This window comes from Dietzia timorensis (assembly GCF_020742175.1).
Lineage (GTDB): Bacteria > Actinomycetota > Actinomycetes > Mycobacteriales > Mycobacteriaceae > Dietzia > Dietzia timorensis_A.
Genome location: NZ_DYXM01000228.1, coordinates 24,324 through 41,631, shown reverse-complemented (window position 1 = coordinate 41,631; position 17,308 = coordinate 24,324). Strand labels below are relative to the sequence as shown.

The following is a 17,308-nucleotide window of genomic DNA, read 5'->3' as shown; positions in this document are numbered from 1 at the left end:
TTCTACCTGCAGTACAAGAACGTCAAGGCTGATTACGTCAACGCTGTGTGGGACGTATTCAACTGGGAGGACGTCGCCTCCCGTTACGCTGCGGCCAAGGCATAACCAGCCACAGCCACACAGGCATAACCGCCCCCGGCTAGCTGGCCCCACACGCCAGCTCACAGGCAATAAGCTCGCGGCCTCCGGCACCACAAAAGCCGGAGGGCGCAGCTGTATTAATGAGTACGCGCTACGCGTCCTGAACCAGGGCACGCGCCGCTTCGATGCCCACTACTGCGGGTTCGTCACGAAGATCTTCGCCTCGGGCTCCCACCAGCCCCACCGCTGCCGCGTGGTGGTATCGACCTCGGCGGGCACCGGCTGTCCGGCGTAGGTGCCGTACGGGGTGTACCGCTCTAGTGAGCCCCAGTCGCGATCCCAGCTGTGGTTGAGATACGTCGGGACGGACTCGGCCTCGAGCCCCATCGTCGCCCAGCCCAGCGGTCCGCCGGCCTTGTAGTCCTGCCAGGTGCCCGTCGCGGTCACCGCGAGCGGACGGTCGGGCAGGATGCGGAACTTGGGCACCTCGGCCACGCCGGCCGAATGGCCGAACGGGCGCTGGCACGGGAACTGCAGGCCGACCGCCCAGTCGAGGAGCACAGGGTCCTCGGAGCCGACGTAGTCCTGCAGCGTGTCGAGCTGCGCCATGCGCGGCGGGGTGATCGCGACCCACTGGTCGGGGTTGAGGTCGCCGTCGCGGATGGAGATCCGCACGCTGTCGGCGCCCTCGGGGAACTCCGAGCGCGGGACACGCAGGTTGCGCCACGACGGGTTCGGCCCGATGTCCTTGGGCAGGACGTCCTCGCCGACCGGGGTCACCGAGCCGTCCGGCTGGGTCTGTCCGAACTGGAAGACCAAATCCTGGCCGTAGGCGAAGGAACCGACGACGTCGAGATGTGCGACGCGTCCGGCCGCGGTGACGACGAGTAGCGGCGAATCGTCGTCCTCCGGGATCGAATACCAGCCGGTCTCGAGGTTCGCCTCCTGCTGCGGACCACTGCGGTACGAGCCGAGCACGGGGGTGGCGGCCGGGTCGAGGCCGAAGGGCAGGGCGACGGTCGAGCCGTTGATCCCCTCAGAGCCCTCGCCGCCGCTCGTACCGGCGCCCTGGCCCTTGTGCTCCTCGGGCCCGGAATCGGGGTCCTCGGTGGAACCGGCGGTGCCGACGCTGCCGGTGATCGAGTCCGCCGAGAGATCGGAGGCCACGCCGTCAGGATCGAAGCCGGTCGAGGTGCGGCCCTCCAGGGCCTCGGACGCCGACATGTTCGGGTCGACCGGGGCGAGCATGCCCGCGTTCGCGTCGGGTTCGACGAGGACCTGTTCGGCGAGCATGCACGGCTCGCCGGCAAGCGATTTCGCGTTGCCGAGGCCCACCGAATAGCCCGGGTACTGGGCCTGCGCGCCCTTGGCGAGCGAGGCGACGTTGAACACCACGAGCAGCCCGGCGATGACGGCGACGGGCGCCGCCGCGAAGGAGCGAAGGCGATTGCGGCCCGCGCTGGTCTGCGGGGTGGTCTGCCTGGTGTAGTCCGCGCGCAGGTGCTGGAACGCGGCGAGCGCGAACAGTGCGACCGACATGACCAGCAAAACCGTCGAGGCCTGGATGCCGCGGAATGACGGCGGCCGGTCCCACCACGGGATTCCGAAGCTCGAGACGTACCACCAGCCGTTGGTGCCCGCAGCGGCGACCGCGAGCACGAGCAGCGACACCGCGAGGAACAGCGTCCGGTTGCGGGAAGAGTTGAGCGCGACCCGGTAGATCGCCAACGAGGCGAGCGCGGCGATCGCGGCGCCGATGGACGCGTAAACGCCGAAGTGGTGCGTCCACTTGGTCGGCGAGAACATCATGAAGAACATCGTTCCCACGACGACGATGACCAAACGCGTGGTCGGCCCCTTGGCGGCGCCCGGAATGCGGCCGCGGCTGAGGACGAGACCGATGACCACCGCAAGGCACAGCAGTGTGAGCAGCATCGGCAGGCGTCGCGCCAGCGAACCGTCGACCGTCTGGATGAGCAGATAGTAGTACCGGATGAATTCCTGGTACCAGTGCAGGTTCGGGCCGATCTCGCCGCGCACGCGGATGGCCTCGCGCACGGAAGCGGCGGTCTGGTCGCCGAACACGGCGACGAGCACCATCGTGCCCGCCGCGAGGATCGGCAACACCAGCGGCAGCACGCCCCGGACGATCCCGCCGCCGAGGATGCGTGCGCGCACGACGATCGCGGCGATGACCGGGCGCGTGCCGGCGAGTAGCGCGGCGACCGCCATCAGCCCCGTCGGGCCGGCGGCTAGGGAGAATGCGGCGATGATGCAGGCGATCGCCGCCGGGAGCAGGCGTCTGGTCGCCACCGCCCTCTCGATCGAGCACCAGGTAAGAAGCGCACCGAAGGCGATGATCGGCTCCGGGCGCAGGCCGTTGTTGAAGGCGGTCCAGAAGGCGAGGAACACCGCGGCGGCCGTCCAGTGCACGACGGGCGTCGTGCGCGCGGCCCGTCCGAGGCGCGGGATCACTTCCTTCGACAACAACAGCCAGCACAGGATGCCCGCGATGAGAGCGGGCAGACGCATCCACAGCGAGTTCGTCGACACGTGCGAGATCAACGCGAGCATGTCGTAATAAGGCGAGCCGAATGGGGACTCGGGGACGCCGTACCAGCGGTAATAATTCGCCATGTAATCGGCGTCCGAGGCCACCCGCGCCATCGACAGGATGTAGCCGTCGTCTGAGGTGTTCGCGCCGATGAAGTGCCACACCACGAGGACGCCGGCAACCACGCCGTCAACAAGCCGGAAACGGAACAGCCGGGAGGGCAGGAAGCGACGGCTCGAGCGGCCGTCGAGCTTATCGAGCTGGTGGAGTGCCCACAGGGCGATGAGCGTGGCGAGCACGCCGACCGCCATGACCGTCCACTTGATCACCGACGGATTCGAGGTGAAGCGCGAATCGACGTCGACGTGCACCGACATCCCCTCGGGAGACGTGGACGTGGGCAGGTCGGTGTAGATGCCCACGAGCGTCGGGCGCAGGCCGAACGCGTCGTCGACGGTGCGCGACGCGTTGGGGGCGTCGGTCATTCCGACGAATTCACCGGTGATCGTGTCGGCGCGCACGGCGACCGTGATCTCCGAGCAGTCCCCGGCCTCGACGCGGTTACGCTCGGCGTTCGCGATGATGCGGCCGCGCGAGGTGATCTCGACGTTGTCTTCGGTGGCGCGGACGAACAGCGCGCGCAGCGAGGTGTTCTCGCCTTGACCGGGCGCGGTGGACACGAGGATCCCGCCTTCGTCGGGCAGATCGGAGACCAGCTCGCAGGGCATCGCGATGTCGATGGACTGCGGCGTGTAGCTCATCTGCGGCGCGATCACCGAGTTGACCTCGCCGTCCTGCGGCCAGTTGAGAGCGCTCTCCGTCTGCTGGACCGGGAGGAACGGGGTCACCAAGAAGCACAGGAAGCCGAGCAGGCCGGCCACCGCGGCGATTACGGCATGACGGCGGGCGCGCGTGGTGCGCGCAGCCGTCGCGGGCGCGCCCTGCGGGGTGGACTTCTCGCCCGACCGGTCGTGCTTGTGAGGTGAGGGCTCTGGAGAGGGGTTCTGCACGAGAAGTCATTTTAGGCCACGTACGCACCAAACATACGTTTTGCCGTGTACTTCATCGGGAGCCCGAATCGCTTGTACCCACAAAGTAACCATGATAAACAAAAGTGGAATCCAGATTCGGACTCCGAAGGAACGAGGCTCGGCCATGGCCCGACTCACCTCAGCTAGTGCCCTCGCGGTCGCCGTCGCTCTATTCGCTTCCACCGCCGTCGCCTCGGCGCCGCTCGCCACCGCGCAATCGGAACTGCCCGTCCCGCCGCAGGAATACGAGCAGCCGTGGCTCGGCGACCAGGCGCACATCGTCAAGACCGAGGACCTCGGAGGCAATTTCCACCGGGTGCATGTGTGGTCGCCGGCCAACCGCGAGATCGTGGTCAACGAGGTGATCTCGGCGCCGGGCGGCCAGGCCCGCCCCACCTTCTACCTGCTGCCGGGAATCAAGGGCAGCGCGATCCCCTCGGACTTCTCGTGGTCCAGGCACACCGACGTGCGCTCGTTCTTCGCGGACAAGAACGTCAACGTCGTCATGCCGATCGGCGGCCCGCACTCTGCGTGGACCGACTGGGACTTTCCGGATCCGGCTCTGGGCGTCAACAAATGGAACACCTACATGGAGTCCGAACTCCCGGGGCTTATCGACGGCGCCTTCCACGGCACCGGGCGCGACGCCATCGGCGGACTGTCCTCGACTGGCGGCGCTGCTCTCGACATCGCCGCCCACGCGCCCCAGCGTTTCCGCGCAGCCGCCTCCTATTCGGGCTGCCCGATCCGTTCCGGCGCCGCCGGGATCTTCTCGTCCGCGGCGATCATGGCCTCGGGCGGCGGGAACCCGTTCAATGCGTGGGGTCAGCCGTTCTCCCCGTCCTGGCCCGATCACGATCCGAACGCCGACCCTGGCCGGCTGCGCGACGTCAAGGTGTTCGTCTCCTCGGGATCCGGGGTGCCCGGACCGATCGACGAACCGCAGAACCAGCCGTATGACGGGCTCAACCTGTGGACCGGGCCCGCCGCGGTCGAGGCCGGCGTCAACGGGTGCACCGAGGTGTTCGCGAACAACGCACGCGCGGCGGGAGTGGACGTCAATCGCTACTACATGCCGCAGGGATCGCACTCGTTCCCGCTGTTCGCGCACTCGATGCGCACGAGCTGGGACCAGACGATCGCCGGGGCCATCGGCGCCTGATCTTTTTCGCACCTCCGCCGTCATGGGCGGATGGGGAGGTGGGGTCAGCCGACCATCTCGCCTGGTGACCACAGGCCGGAGCGCAGGCTCTGGCTGCGGTCGATCTGCGCGGGTACCGCCTCTGGATCGAGCGGGTCGAGCCGCTGCAGCGAGCCCCAGTCCCGTCCCCAATCGTGGTTGAGATAGGTCGGGATGGTGACCGGCTTGGTGGTCTGCTCGATCCACAGCAGCGGGCCGCCGGCCTTCGCCGACTGCCACCAGTTCGCCATGGTCGAGGACTCTCGGTCGGCGAGGATGCGGTAGCGCGGGATCTCGGCGATGCCGTCGTTGTGGACGAACGGGCGCTGGCACGGGAAGGCGAGCGCGACGATCCAGTCGGCGAGCACCGGGGTTTCGCTGCCGACGATGTCCTGCAGTGTCCGCAGCGTCGGGTTTCGCGGCGGCGTGACCGCCATCCACCAGTCGGGCGCGAGGTTGTTGTCGCGGGCGACGATGCGCACGACCTCGGCGTCGTCGGGGATCGACTCGAGCGGCACGCGCAGGTTGCGCCACGTCGGGGCCGGGCCGACGTCGATGAGCGGGAGCGACCCCTCGACCTCGAAGTTGGTCGGGCCCTCGGTGCCGACCTTGCCGGCGCGGCCGTACTGCACCTCGAGATCGCCGGCCGAGATCCATCCGGCGGCGGCGACGACGAGCAGCGGGCGAAGCGGCGTGCGCCCGGGGAGCTCGTACCAGCCGGACTGGAGCCTCGCCTGGGACTGCGGCCCGCGCCGGTAGGAGCCGAGGACGGGAGTCTCCGCCGGGTCGAGGTCGAACGGCAGCGACGCGGTGGAGCCGTTGATCGTCTCCTCGCCCTGACCGCCTGTCGTGCCCGCATCGACGCCGGGATCGCCGGTGGCGTCCGCTTCGAACCCGCCGAGCGTGGAGCTGGAATCGGATTCGGTGGTGTCCACGGGGATCTGCTCGGGGATGCCGTTGGGGGCGAAGCCCGTCCGCTCGCCTGCGCCCAGAGAATTGGCCACCGATGTGCCGACCGGCTGAAGTACGCCGTCGTTGGAGTTCTCCTCGACGAGCACGGCGTCGGCGAGGGAGCACGGGTTGCCGACGAGCGCCCGCGCGTTCGAGCGGCCCACGGTGTAGCCGGGTGAGCGGTCGAACACGGCGACAAGCGCGGAGGCGAGGTTCGTGGCGACCAGCAGGAACGCGATCGCCGTGAACGCCGTCGCGGGCATGCCCATCCGTCGCGGGTGCGAGCGCTCGAGCGCCTTCTTCTCTGCGGGCTTGCCTGTGGTGTCGGCGGTCTCGTCCGTTTCCGCGTCCTGCTTTCCGGCGGAGCCCTCCGGCACGACGACGCCGAACCATGCGGCGATCCGGTGCGCGAACCCGGGCAGGCGCACCCACGACGGCCGTCCCGTCGGGCGCATCCATGCGGGCCACGACTCCCTCGGCGGCAAGATCTCGGTGTGGGTGAGCAGCGCCATAAGCAGGCAGATCAGCGTCACGCCGAACGCGAGGTAATTGATCTGCACGCCGCCGATCGCGGGGAAAGACTCGCCGAACGGCATGCCGTAGTTCGAGACGTACCACCACACGTTGTCCGTGGCGGTGGCCAAAGCCGTGACGGCGGAGATCGCGGCACCCACGAGCCACGCGTTGCGCGGCCCGCCGACCACCTTCGGCCGCAGCGATAGCACGGCGGCAACGGCCACCGCCGCGCCGATGCCCGCGAATATGCCGAAGTGGTGTGTCCACTTGGTCGGGGTGAACGCGAGCATGCCGAGCGAGCCGAGGACGATGCCGACGAGGCGTCGCGCGGGCCCGGCGGCGACCTCGGGAATCCGGCGGTGGCGCAGGAGCGCGAGGGCGACGATGCCGACGGACAGCAGCATGAGCAGCATCGGGAAGCGCCGGGACATGCCTCCGTCCTCGCCCACCGAGAACAGCGATACCCAGCGTTCCTTTTCGCCGTACCAGGGAAGTGAGGGGCCGAGCTCGGTGCGGATTCGCGAGGCGGTCGCCACCGACGCGAGGGTTTGGTCGGCGAAGACCGTGAACAGCAGCAGGAACCCGGCGGCGAAGAACGGGCCGAGCACCGGCGCCCAGCCGAACGTCGCGGCGCGCTCGCGCATCGTCTTGAACACGATGCGGGTGCCCGCGAGAAGAATCGCGACACAGATGAGCGCCGTGGGGCCGGTGCCGATGGAGAACGCGGCGACGACCACCGCGAGATAGGCGGGCAGCAGGCGTCTGGTGGCGATCGACCTCTCGATGAGGATGAACGTGACGAGCGCGCCGAGCGCGATGACCGGCTCGGGGCGAAGACCGTTGTTGAACGCCATCCAGAACGCGAGGAACACCGCCGCGCCGGCCCACTCGGGAACCGGCCACGTTCGGGCCAGACGGCCCAAACGAGGGATCACCTCACGCGTGAGGATCCACCACGTCGCCAGGCCGCACAGCAGCGTGGGCAGCCGCATCCACACACTCGCGGTGGACACGTGGGTCATCAACTTGAGGATCTCGTAGTACCAACCGACCGGCGACTCGGGCGAGCCCAGCCAGCGGAAATAGTTGGCCATGTACCCGCTCGGACCGGCGCTTCGCGCCATGGTGAGCAGGTAGCCGTCGTCCGAGGTGTTCGCGCCGACGAGATGCCAGATGCCGAGCACGCCGGCGACGATTCCGTCGAGAGTGGTGATGCCGCGTCGCTGTCGCGGCATGATGCGCACGTGGTGGCGACCGTCTTTGAGGTCCAACTGGCGCAGGTAGTAGAGGGAACCGATCGTCGCGGCGACGCCCACGATCATCGCGAGCAGCTTGATGAAGGTGGGGGAGGACGAGTATCGCGAGTCGACGGTGACGTGCGCCGTCATACCCGATAGACCTTCGGGCGCGGTCGAGGGAGAGAGGTCGGTGAACAGGCCGACGACCTGCGGCCGCATGTCCCCGCCGAAGCTGCCCGTGATCGGCTCGCCCGCGGATTCGCCGGAGGTGAATGTGGCCTCGCCCGCGTCGCCGACGACGCCGTCGGGAGTCGCGGAGATGTGGATGGTGTCGCAGGCCTCCGAGCGCAGCGCATCGACGGGCACGGAGACCAGGGTGAGGTTGCGGACGATGACCTCGAGGCTGGATTCGCCGTCCGCGTTGCGGCCGCGCACGACCATGAGTCCGTCGGCGGACCGTCCCGGGGAGGACTCGGGCAGCGTGGAGAGCAGGACCGTGTCCTCGTCGGCTTCGGCGGCCGCATCGCAGGGGATGTTGATGTCGAGGTCGATCGCGCGGCCCGAGACGAGCGGCGCGGTGACGGAGGTGAAGTCCTCGCCCGGCGCCCAGTTGATCTCCGCGTTGTTCTGGTTCACCGGCAGCAGTCCCGAGATGAGCGCGAGGCCCGCACCGAGGAAACCGAGCACCGCCGCGAGAACGCGCGCGTTATGCCAGCGCCCGCGTGGTGCGGTGCTGGTGGAACGGGTTTCCGAGTCCTCGGAGCTGGCGGTGGAGCTCATTGGCAAAATCTATCTCACTTTGCTGCGCGGCCTGCCGTTTTGGGCAGCTAGTTCACTTCGATCACCGTAAACGGGCCGATATCGGTCGTGGTGAACTGGTCGCCGTCGACAGCATCGGCGTCGATGGTCACCGTAAAGAACTCTACGTTCGGATCGCTCGGGAAGACATCGCGCGAGAGCCGCAGGGTGTAGTTGTCGCCTTTGCGCTCGGCGACGAGCGCGTCCGGGGCGCGCCACTCGGTGTCCGTGATCGCCGCGTGCAGCTCCTCCGGAGTCTCGGCATCCGCCCACGATTCGATGACGGCGGAGCGCTCGCCGAAGTGAGCGAGCGGGTTGGCGTAGTGCGTCGTCACCGCCTGGTAGGCGAGATAATCGGTGACGGCGAAGAAGCCGGGCGCCCCCGTTTCGACGACGATGTCCTCGGGCGCGCGGCCGAGCTCGGTGCGCAGGAATTCGTCGATCTCGGGGTAGTAGCGAGCCTTGTCGGCTTCCTGACGGTCGCCGCGCTCGCCGTTGCCGTCGGTGTCCTCGTACGCGTGGGTGAGTTCGGGTTCGAGCTGGGTGGGAATGTGCTGGGCGTAGGAGACCGCGCCGAGCGCGGACACGGCGGCGAGCGCCGCCACGGCGCGGCTGCCCGCGGTGGAACCGATGCGGAGCTTCGCGAGCGCGCCGGCCAGCTCGAACGCGCCGAAGACGCCCGCCGCCGCGAGGAGCATCGAGATGATCAGGTCCATGCGGAAGCTGAGCAGCGTCGTCCCGACGACCGAGGCGAGCAGCGAGAGTCCGACCCACGCGTAAGCACCGGCGACGCCCAGCCCGAGAGCGGCGGCGCGCCGTGAGGTACCCGCGCGCAGCGCCAGCCACACGACGCCTGCCAGGCACAACAGGCCGACGGGGTCGGTGTCGAACATCGGCAGCGGGAACTGCGCGCCCTCGGGCGGCAGGTAGTGGTTCGCCAGGCCGGAGGCGGCCGTCGATCCGGTGAGCGCGGACCACAGATACGGCGCCCACGCGAGCAGCGCGACGATCATCGAGCCCACGCCGATGATGATCAGGCGCACGATGGGCAGGCCCGCGCCGTAGCCGCGCGAGGTCCGCCCCCACCGGGCGAGCCCGGCGCTGACGAGCGCCATGAGCACCACTGTGAGCGCGGCCCAACCGGTGTAGAGGGTGTAGAAGCATGCGGAGATGCCGAGGAACACGAGGGTTGCGGCAACCGCGAAGCGCCCCGCACCTCCGGCGTCATGGGTGGAGGGTTGTGCGCCGGAGGTGCTGCGCACGCCCCGCGTGGGCGCGACGGCATGCCAGGCGAGCAGGAGCATCGGAGGCGCGAGGAGCGCGACGACGGCGCCGTAGGGCTCGTGCGATCCGTGGGCGAGCATGACCAGCGTGGTCACGGTTGCTGCGGCGGCGCCGATGTCGGTGCGCAGCAACCGGGTCCACAGCACCATCGCGAGCGCCGCGATCGCCGCGAGCGAGACGATCGCCCACGGCTTGTACGCCTCCCAGCCATCCATGCCGAGCACGTTCGCGAAGCGCCCGCCGAGCCAGAACCAGCCCGAGGGGTAGAACGACGGCATGTCCGCGTACGCCATGTCGGGCAGCCCGGCGCTCGTCGCGGAGCGGCCGAGGAACTGCGAGCGGAACTCTTGGTCGACGCTCACGCCCATGAGATACAGGCGCGTCGCGGACAGCGGGATCGCGAGCGTCACCGTCACCAGGAGCGCATTGGCGGCGGGGAGAAGCAGCTTGCCCACTCTTGTTGACGTCGCTGGTCCCATCTTCCCGAGCGCCGCGCCTCTCTCGCCCCTGCGCGCGAGCCACGCGCCGGCCACGATCGTCGCGAGGGCCACGACCTGCGCGACGACGGTGATCGCGAACAGGACGTTGGAGCTCGTGAACGCGGGGAAATCGACGCGGCCGAACACGAAGATCACGGCGAGCGCGATGATCGCGGCGGCGACGACGGAGATCGCTGCGAGTGCGGCGGGAGCGAGGAGCCGACCTCGCGCAGCGGTCGTGCTCGCGGGCGTGGGGGCGGGAGTCTTGCGGGAAGTCACACAGTAGAACCTATCGCTTGGGGTAATGGATGCGCGCGAAGCGACGGCATCACGAGCGATTCGACGGGCCGGAGTTGCGCGTGGAGCGGCCCGCGACGGGATCTACGCCGGCTTGTTCGCAGCGAGGGTGCGCTCGGAGCCAGCTGCTTCGAGAAGGACGGCCGCTGCGTTCCGGGACTGCGCCACCGCCTCGGTGATATCGGAAATCGAGCGGAGGACCGTGGCTCCCTCGAGGAGGCACACCAGTTGAGTCGCTACGGCATCGGGCTGCCGGTGCCCCTCCGCTTCTGCGAGCTCGACGAACAGTCGCAGAAGCCAGCGCTTCTCCGCCCGGATGACCGCGTGCGCCGGATGATCGGGGACCGCGAGGAGCTCCCCGTGGGCATGCACGAATGCGCAGCCCTTGGGACTACGCGCCCGCATCCACGTGTCGAGCGCGTCGAACACCGCGAGGATTCTGTCCGTGCCCGTGTGTTTGTCGATCGCCTCACGCAGCCATGCGTAGTAGTCGAGGTCCCTTTCCGTCAGGTATTCGACGACGAGATTCGCCTTGGATCCGAACTGATCGTAGAGCGTCTTCTTCGTGACACCGGCCCGTTCGGCGATGGCTTCGACGCCCACGGCGTTGATGCCCTTCTCGTAAAACAACCACGCAGCGGCCTCGAGAACGGCCTGCGCGGCCGGAGTTCTGGAAGGGGCTTGATTTTTCCTAACCATACAGGTCAGTATAGAGGTGTAAACCGATCGGTTTACAAACTAGTTCATCAACTTTCCGAATCGGCTTGTCAGGAGCTTGTTCGGCTGGACCGCATCGCCGAAGCAGCGGCGGTGCGCAGGCGGACAGCCGGAGTGTCCCGGTTGTCATCCGGCGGGGCGCGGATTATCCGTCCCTCCGGGGTGCAGAAAGAGAGATCACGATGCTCAAGGCAATGTGGAACGTCATCATGGAAGCTGTCCGGGGAGTCGATATGGCTCACGCGATTTTTCACCGCGCCGAGGCCAGCCCGCGTACTTTCGAGGCGGTGCGCCTGCCCGAAGAAGGCGGTGCACAGCCCAAGGCGATGGTCTAGTTTCGCTTCCGAGGGGCGCGAAGAGATCGCGCCCCTAGGGGTTCGTTAGGTCCGAGTTCGATCCGGGTACGGCATCGACGTCGACCAGTCACTTCCGCGGCGATCGCAATTCACTGTGCCTGGGCGGAAAACCATAGGCATTCGGCAGGATCGGACAAAAGCGCACAGCCCGGAGGCCCGAGAATGGTGCCACATCGACTTTTCGAAATCCGCACCAGAAAGGCCCAGCCGTGATCATCGTTGCCGGCCACATCACCGTCGACCCTGCAGGTCGCGAGTCCTACCTCGCCGGCTGCGAGACAATTGTCGAGCAGGGCCGCGCCGCCGCGGGTTGCCTCGACTTCGCGCTCTCCGCCGACATCGTCGACCCCGCGCGCATCAACGTCTACGAACGTTGGGACAACTGGGACAACCTGCAGGCCTTCCGCGGCAACGGGCCCGAAGACAACCAAAGTCAACACATTCTGACGGCGGACGTCGCCGAATTCGAGACCGCCTAGGAGCGTGTCCGGCGTCGACGACATGCCTTCCGGAAGCCGCCGGAAACCGCGAAACCGATCAGCATGAAGATTGGGATTCCGACAATGCCCACCACGGTTCCGTACATGGCTCCCCAAAGTGCGGCCGAGGGTAGGGCGACAACCAGTTCGAGCAGAGCCTCTTCACCGATCATGTCGTTGGCGAACACGGCGACAAAACCGTAGATGCAGAGGTAGTACCAGATGAGTGGGCCGATGACCAGGGTCCACACGAGGGTCCGCGTTGAACTTGAGTGCTTCGGCCGTGCCGATTCCACCGCAGTCCGCCTCGCGAAACGAGCCCACAATTTCGACAGCACCAGACTCAACAGCGCGGCCGGCGGACCGTAGAAGATGGCGAACAATGTGCCGTTCGATAGCACCGCTTGGGAATCGCTCAAGCGTTCCCAAAACGAGATCGTATCCGGCAGAGATGTGAGGAGCAGAGCGTCTAATAATACGGACACGACCCACCACGCGCCGAGCCAGAAAATCTTGCCGATCCAGGCATACTCAGCGGCTCCGCGACCTCCTGGGGAAGGCGAACTCTGGGATACGACCACAAAGTTCTCAACCGGGCCATTCGTCATGCGCGTCTCCATGCCCCCTCCACGTTTCCCAATGGGCTTGCACCGCTAGGAGACGACAACACCCACCGAAGTTCCCTGCGCGGGAAATACGGTGGGTGCGGTGGGACGCGAGAAGCTTAAATCGGCAGCTTGTCGAAAATCGGGCGGGGGATCGAGCGCAGCGCCATCATCACGAGCTGGAAGGCCGGCGGCGCCCAAATCAGGTCCTTGCCCTTGTCGACGGCCTGCACGACCAGCCGCCCGACGTCTTCCTTGTTCACCGTCAGCGGGGCCTCGTCGACGCCGGCGGACATGCGCGTACGCACCTGCCCCGGACGCACGACGAGCACCTTCGCGCCGTACTCCTTGAGCGCCACACCGAGCTTGAGGTAAAAGCCGTCGAGACCGGCCTTCGTCGAGCCGTAGACGAAGTTCGAGCGCCGCACGCGCTCACCGGCCGCCGAGGACATGGCCACGATCTGGCCGTACCCCTGCGCCTTGAACTTCTGCCCGAGCAGCACGCCGACGGACACTGCCGCCGTGTAGTTGAGCTCGGCCGCCGTCACTGCGAGCTTCTGGTCCTGCCACAGCGTCTCGGCGTCGCCGAGCATGCCGAACGCGACGATCGCGACGTCGATGTCGCCGCCCACGCCCGCGGCAAAGCACTTATCGATGACGTCGGAGTGGCTGTCGAAATCCAGGGCGTCGAAGTCGACGAGCTCGACATCGGTGGCGCCGGCCGCCTTCATCTGGGCGACGGCGTCCTCGCGCAGCGGGTCGTTCGGCAGAGCGGCGAGCACGATCTTCATCGGGCCCTTCTGCAGGAATTCCTCGCAGATGGCGAGGCCGATCTCGGAGGTGCCACCGAGGACGAGGAGGGTTTGCGGGTTTCCGACGGCGTTGATCACGAAGCTTCACGTGCCTTTCGAATGGGGTGCGGGCGTGGGTGCAGGCGGTGCGGGACGGGCCCGCCGGTCAGACGAGCTCGAGTCGGCGGCCCATGTCCGACATGAACACGCCGTTCGGGTCCACGCGTCGACGGACCGAGATCCAGTTGTCGACCTCGGGGTACATCTGGTGGAAGGTGGCGGCGGGGACGCGCGAATCCTTCGCCGTGTACAGGCGTCCGCCCATGTCCATGACGCGGCGGTCGAGGTGGGTGACGAACTCGTTGAGCCGGGAGTTGATGGGGAAGTCGACGCACACGTTCCAGCCCTCCATCGGGAAGGACAGCGGCGCCTTGTTGCCCTTGCCGAAGAGCTTGAACACGTTGAGGAACGAGTAGTGCCCCGAGGACTGGATGTCGCGGATGATGTCCTTGAACCCGTCGACCTCGCCCGGCGGGACGATGAATTGGTACTGCAGGAACCCGTTGGATCCGTAGGCCCTGTTCCACTCCGAGAACAGGTCGAGCATGTGGTAGAACTGCGGCAGCGTTTTGATCTTGTTTCTGCTGGTCCCGCCCATGCGGTAGTAGACCTCGCCAATCGGGCCGAAGGTGTATTTGTTCGCCAGGCCGTTGGGGAAGATATCGGGGAAGGTGATGAGCGGCTTCGCATTCATCGCCAGCGGGTCCTTCGCGAGCTTCGGGGCGAACTCCTCGAGCTGCGCGAGCGTGGCGAGGTTGCCCCGGGAGATCGCGGCGCGACCGAGCTTCGGTGGGGCCGAGATCGCATCGAACCACGCCGAGGAGTAGGTGTAGCGGTCCTCGGAGCCGTCGGTATGCAGCGCGATGGTCTCGTCGAGCGTGTTCGTCTGGTCGTCGTCCGCGAGGAAGAACGCCGTCTCCGTGCGCGTCATCGCGATGGTCGCCTTGAGCACGATGCCGGTGAGGCCGTTGCCGCCGACCGTCGCCCAGAAAATCGAGCCGTCCGGATCGTCCGAGGTGCCCTCCGGCTCGAGGGTGAGCACCTTGCCCGACGCGGTGAGCAGCTCCATGCGCGTGACATGGTTGCCGAAGGAGCCCGCAGAGTGGTGGTTCTTGCCGTGGATATCGTGGCCGATGGCGCCGCCGACCGTCACCTGACGGGTGCCCGGAAGGACCGGAACCCACAGGCCCGAAGGGAGCGCGGCGCGCATCAGCTGGTCGAGGTTCACGCCCGCGTCCACGACGACCTCGGCGCGCTCGGCGTCAATTAGATGGATCTTGTTGAAGCGGCTGAGGTCGAGCACGACGCCGCCGGAATTCTGGGCGCTGTCGCCGTAGGAGCGCCCGAGCCCACGGGCGAGCACGCCGCGCGGGGCGTGGCTCAGCCCCGTCTCGCTTCCCGAGACCGCGTCGGCGACCCTCTCGACGACCGCAGCAATCTCTTCGGTGCTGCGCGGCGTGATTACGTCACTGCGGGCCGGGGATGTGCGCCCCCAGCCGGTGAGCCTGCGGAGTTCGCCGAGCAGAACTCCGTCGGAAGAACCCTGCGGAGCCTGGGCGTTCGAGTGGTGGGGCGTGTTCGTAGTCATCGCTGAGCGATTTTACGCCGAAATGCCCCTCAGGTCGCGGATCCCGCGCTAGTTACAGCTCGCCTCGAGAGGTAGATCACGCATCCGTGCATCGATCCACGCGAAGGCCGGGTCCGCTCCGGTGCCTGCCGAGACCAGGTGCTCTCCGGGCACGGGCTGGTACTGGGTCTGGACCCCGGCCTTGCACCAGTTCGACACCATGCGCTTGACCGCCCAGGTCGGAACCCAGTAATCGCCGATGGCGATGGAGGTGTTCGGCACGATCGGGGCATCGTCGTCGCCCTGCCACACCTGCATCGGCTGGGAGGGGATTTCCTTCGGGCGTTCAGGGTTCGGGCCGAGCGTGTTCTCCACGAGGATGCGGCGCACCTCCGGGTCGGCGAGCACGTGCCTGTCCGTCGTCAGGCTGTCGATCGGCAGCTGCGCTAGCCCCTGCCAGTGCAGCTCTTCCGAGCACGCGTTGCGCGAGGTGTAGGCGAACACGTCGCCCAGGGGGTTGAGGTGCTTGTAGAGGGCCGGGTACTCGCGGGCGACGCCGAGAACGGCGGCGCGGAAGATGCCGGCCGGCCCGTAGTAGCCGTCCATCGTCGTCATGAGTGCGCCGAAGTCTGCCGGTACGCCGCCGATGGACGTGCCGACGAACACGTCCTCGAGCTCCGGCGCGTAGGTCGGCTGGATCTGTGCGGCCCAGCCTGCGGCGATCGCTCCGCCGGAGAAGCCCAGCTGCGCGACCTTCGACTTGGCGAGCGGCGCCTCCTCGCTGCCCGGCGGCACGAAGGAGCGGGCGGCGCGGATCGAGTCGAGCACGACGTGCCCGGCCTGCCGCCCGGCCGCATACGCGGCCTTCGGGCCCTGGTGGTCCGGCACGACGAGGGCGTACCCCTGGTCGAGGAAGCGCTGGTCGAGCATGGCGTTCGGGGCGGTCGGCGCGATCCCCTTCGGCAGCGTCCGGCTCGGCTGGCAGGCCAGGCCGAGCGAATCTGTCGCGTAGCTGCTCGCGACCAGCGGCCGCGGCCCATCGCCGGACCATTCGGCCTTCGGCAACACGATCGTCGCCACCGCGATCTGTGCGTTCTCGTTGGTGTCGTTGCTGCGGATGAGCACCTGCCACGACGATTCGATGCGGTGTAGGCCCATCGACGGCAGCTGGACGGGGCGCGCATCGAGAATGGTTCCGGGGGCTGCGCTCTTGTCGAAGTCCAGGTCGCGGTCGTACCACGGGTCGCCCGACGGATCGGGAAGGTATCGCTCCGCAACGCGATCGGATTCGGCGGCCGGGGTAAACGCCTCGAGCGAGCCTTCTTCGGACGAGCCATGCCCGACGGAACCCTCTTGACCGGGCAGGTTGCTCATCCCGGGCAGGGCGTTGATCAGTGACTGTGCATTCGCAGTCGCCGGAACGGCGAGCGCGCCGACTGCGAGCACCGCTGCGGCGCCGATCGAGAACGCCGGTCGCGCCCACCTCCTGGCGCGGATGGACGCATTGACGAACCGATCAGACATACAAGCCCCTAGAACCCTGGCGAAGAAACGCGAAGAACGACCAGTACAGGCTAACGCACCTGAGCTGAGCCTGAAAAGTACGTATGTGTGAGCTCACGCCTCGCAAAGATCCGTGAGCAGCGCACCGGAGCGGACGCGCCGAGGGGACCCGCGCGGCGACCTGTGGCACTGTATTCAGCGTGAGTAGTACGAACGACACACCCGCCGAAGGCCGCCACTCGGAAATCCGCGAGATCCCGGTGCGCGAAGGCGAGCACATCCGCGCCGAGGACCTTCCCGCGCCGCTCGGCCTCAAGGACCAGCTCATCCGGTTCGTCCTCGTCGGTGGCGTCTCAGCGGTCGTCGACTACGGAATTTTCCAGTTACTCATGCATCTCGCCGGCCTGTCGTACCCAGTGGCCAAGGCGATCTCGTTTGTCTTCGGCACGCTCACCGCGTACGCACTCAATCGCCGGTACACATTCCGGGCAGAACCGTCGTGGCGTAAGTTCGCCGTGACCATGACGGTGTACGGCGTCATGTTCGTCGTTCAATGGGGTCTGGCGACCCTCATTACCAAGGTGCTTCTCGACCAGGAACTCTCGCTGTGGTGGGCGTCCACCATCGGTTTCGTCATCGGTCAGGGCGTCGCGACGGTCACGAACTTTATCGTGCAGCGCGCGTTCATCTTCCGCAGCTAGATCGGGCCTGCGTAGTAGCCTGTTCGTGCACGTAGACCATGAGCTTCGCGTGCCGCGGCGCCACTTCTCGGCCCCCGTGGCGTGGCACGGGCGGGCACGGAACGAGGAGTAGCGACTTAA

At 67.4% G+C, this 17,308-nt stretch carries 13 protein-coding genes; 5 read left to right on the top strand and 8 right to left on the bottom strand.

All coding sequences use genetic code 11. From position 1 onward, the window contains the following. Window positions 1–105 (top strand): Fe-Mn family superoxide dismutase (locus K8V11_RS12030; protein WP_303914568.1); only part of this gene is annotated, 105 nt, incomplete at its 5' end. A gap of 168 nt (window positions 106–273) precedes the next feature. Here the strand turns inward: K8V11_RS12030 and K8V11_RS12025 are convergent. Beyond that, a complete protein-coding gene (locus tag K8V11_RS12025; protein WP_303914558.1) occupies window positions 274–3,645 on the bottom strand; it encodes an arabinosyltransferase domain-containing protein in 3,372 nt (1,123 codons plus the stop codon). A gap of 145 nt (window positions 3,646–3,790) precedes the next feature. On the opposite strand from K8V11_RS12025, the gene K8V11_RS12020 reads away from it, so the two are divergent. Next, a complete protein-coding gene (locus K8V11_RS12020) occupies window positions 3,791–4,828 on the top strand; it encodes an alpha/beta hydrolase family protein (RefSeq protein WP_303914555.1) in 1,038 nt (345 codons plus the stop codon). A gap of 44 nt (window positions 4,829–4,872) precedes the next feature. On the opposite strand, the gene K8V11_RS12015 is transcribed toward K8V11_RS12020, so the two are convergent. The 3 genes from K8V11_RS12015 to K8V11_RS12005 form a co-directional block, all read right to left on the bottom strand. Further along, entirely contained in the window at window positions 4,873–8,331 is a 3,459-nt protein-coding gene (locus K8V11_RS12015; RefSeq protein WP_303914552.1) for an arabinosyltransferase domain-containing protein, read from the bottom strand. A 47-nt stretch (window positions 8,332–8,378) separates the two neighbouring features. Then, window positions 8,379–10,391, bottom strand: a complete 2,013-nt coding sequence (locus K8V11_RS12010; protein ID WP_303914550.1) for an arabinofuranosyltransferase — start codon at window positions 10,389–10,391, stop codon at window positions 8,379–8,381. 102 nt (window positions 10,392–10,493) lie between these two features. Further along, a complete protein-coding gene (locus K8V11_RS12005; protein ID WP_303914546.1) occupies window positions 10,494–11,108 on the bottom strand; it encodes a TetR/AcrR family transcriptional regulator in 615 nt (204 codons plus the stop codon). A 200-nt stretch (window positions 11,109–11,308) separates the two neighbouring features. On the opposite strand from K8V11_RS12005, the gene K8V11_RS12000 reads away from it, so the two are divergent. Beyond that, a complete protein-coding gene (locus K8V11_RS12000; protein WP_303914543.1) occupies window positions 11,309–11,461 on the top strand; it encodes a hypothetical protein in 153 nt (50 codons plus the stop codon). Window positions 11,462–11,691: 230 nt separating this feature from the next. Continuing rightward, a complete protein-coding gene (locus K8V11_RS11995; RefSeq protein WP_303914540.1) occupies window positions 11,692–11,961 on the top strand; it encodes a putative quinol monooxygenase in 270 nt (89 codons plus the stop codon). Here K8V11_RS11995 and K8V11_RS11990 read toward each other — a convergent pair. The 4 genes from K8V11_RS11990 to K8V11_RS11975 all read right to left on the bottom strand — a co-directional run bounded on the left by K8V11_RS11990 (window position 11,958) and on the right by K8V11_RS11975 (window position 16,508). After that, complete coding sequence (locus K8V11_RS11990; RefSeq protein ID WP_303914537.1) at window positions 11,958–12,569, bottom strand: hypothetical protein; 612 nt, start codon at window positions 12,567–12,569, stop codon at window positions 11,958–11,960. The genes K8V11_RS11995 and K8V11_RS11990 overlap by 4 nt on opposite strands. Window positions 12,570–12,685: 116 nt before the next feature. Next, window positions 12,686–13,456: a decaprenylphospho-beta-D-erythro-pentofuranosid-2-ulose 2-reductase gene (locus K8V11_RS11985; RefSeq protein ID WP_067471535.1), complete on the bottom strand. Its 771-nt coding sequence runs from the start codon at window positions 13,454–13,456 to the stop codon at window positions 12,686–12,688. A gap of 67 nt (window positions 13,457–13,523) precedes the next feature. Further along, the gene (locus tag K8V11_RS11980) at window positions 13,524–15,005 is read right to left on the bottom strand and encodes an FAD-binding oxidoreductase (RefSeq protein WP_303914532.1); all 1,482 of its coding nucleotides are present in this window, start codon (window positions 15,003–15,005) and stop codon (window positions 13,524–13,526) included. 48 nt (window positions 15,006–15,053) lie between these two features. Further along, the gene (locus K8V11_RS11975; RefSeq protein WP_303914529.1) at window positions 15,054–16,508 is read right to left on the bottom strand and encodes a lipase family protein; all 1,455 of its coding nucleotides are present in this window, start codon (window positions 16,506–16,508) and stop codon (window positions 15,054–15,056) included. A gap of 179 nt (window positions 16,509–16,687) precedes the next feature. Between K8V11_RS11975 and K8V11_RS11970 the strand changes: the two genes are divergently transcribed. Further along, window positions 16,688–17,188, top strand: a complete 501-nt coding sequence (locus K8V11_RS11970) for a GtrA family protein (protein WP_303914527.1) — start codon at window positions 16,688–16,690, stop codon at window positions 17,186–17,188. Window positions 17,189–17,308 lie beyond the last annotated feature (120 nt).

Excerpts from the sequence above, each read along its gene's own strand:
- K8V11_RS12020 (WP_303914555.1), top strand. The coding sequence starts at position 3,791 with ATGGCCCGACTCACCTCAGCTAGTGCCCTCGCGGTCGCCGTCGCTCTA.
- K8V11_RS12015 (WP_303914552.1), bottom strand. The coding sequence starts at position 8,331 with ATGAGCTCCACCGCCAGCTCCGAGGACTCGGAAACCCGTTCCACCAGC.
- K8V11_RS12005 (WP_303914546.1), bottom strand. The coding sequence starts at position 11,108 with ATGGTTAGGAAAAATCAAGCCCCTTCCAGAACTCCGGCCGCGCAGGCC.
- K8V11_RS12000 (WP_303914543.1), top strand. The coding sequence starts at position 11,309 with ATGCTCAAGGCAATGTGGAACGTCATCATGGAAGCTGTCCGGGGAGTC.
- K8V11_RS11990 (WP_303914537.1), bottom strand. The coding sequence starts at position 12,569 with ATGACGAATGGCCCGGTTGAGAACTTTGTGGTCGTATCCCAGAGTTCG.
- K8V11_RS11980 (WP_303914532.1), bottom strand. The coding sequence starts at position 15,005 with ATGACTACGAACACGCCCCACCACTCGAACGCCCAGGCTCCGCAGGGT.
- K8V11_RS11975 (WP_303914529.1), bottom strand. The coding sequence starts at position 16,508 with ATGTCTGATCGGTTCGTCAATGCGTCCATCCGCGCCAGGAGGTGGGCG.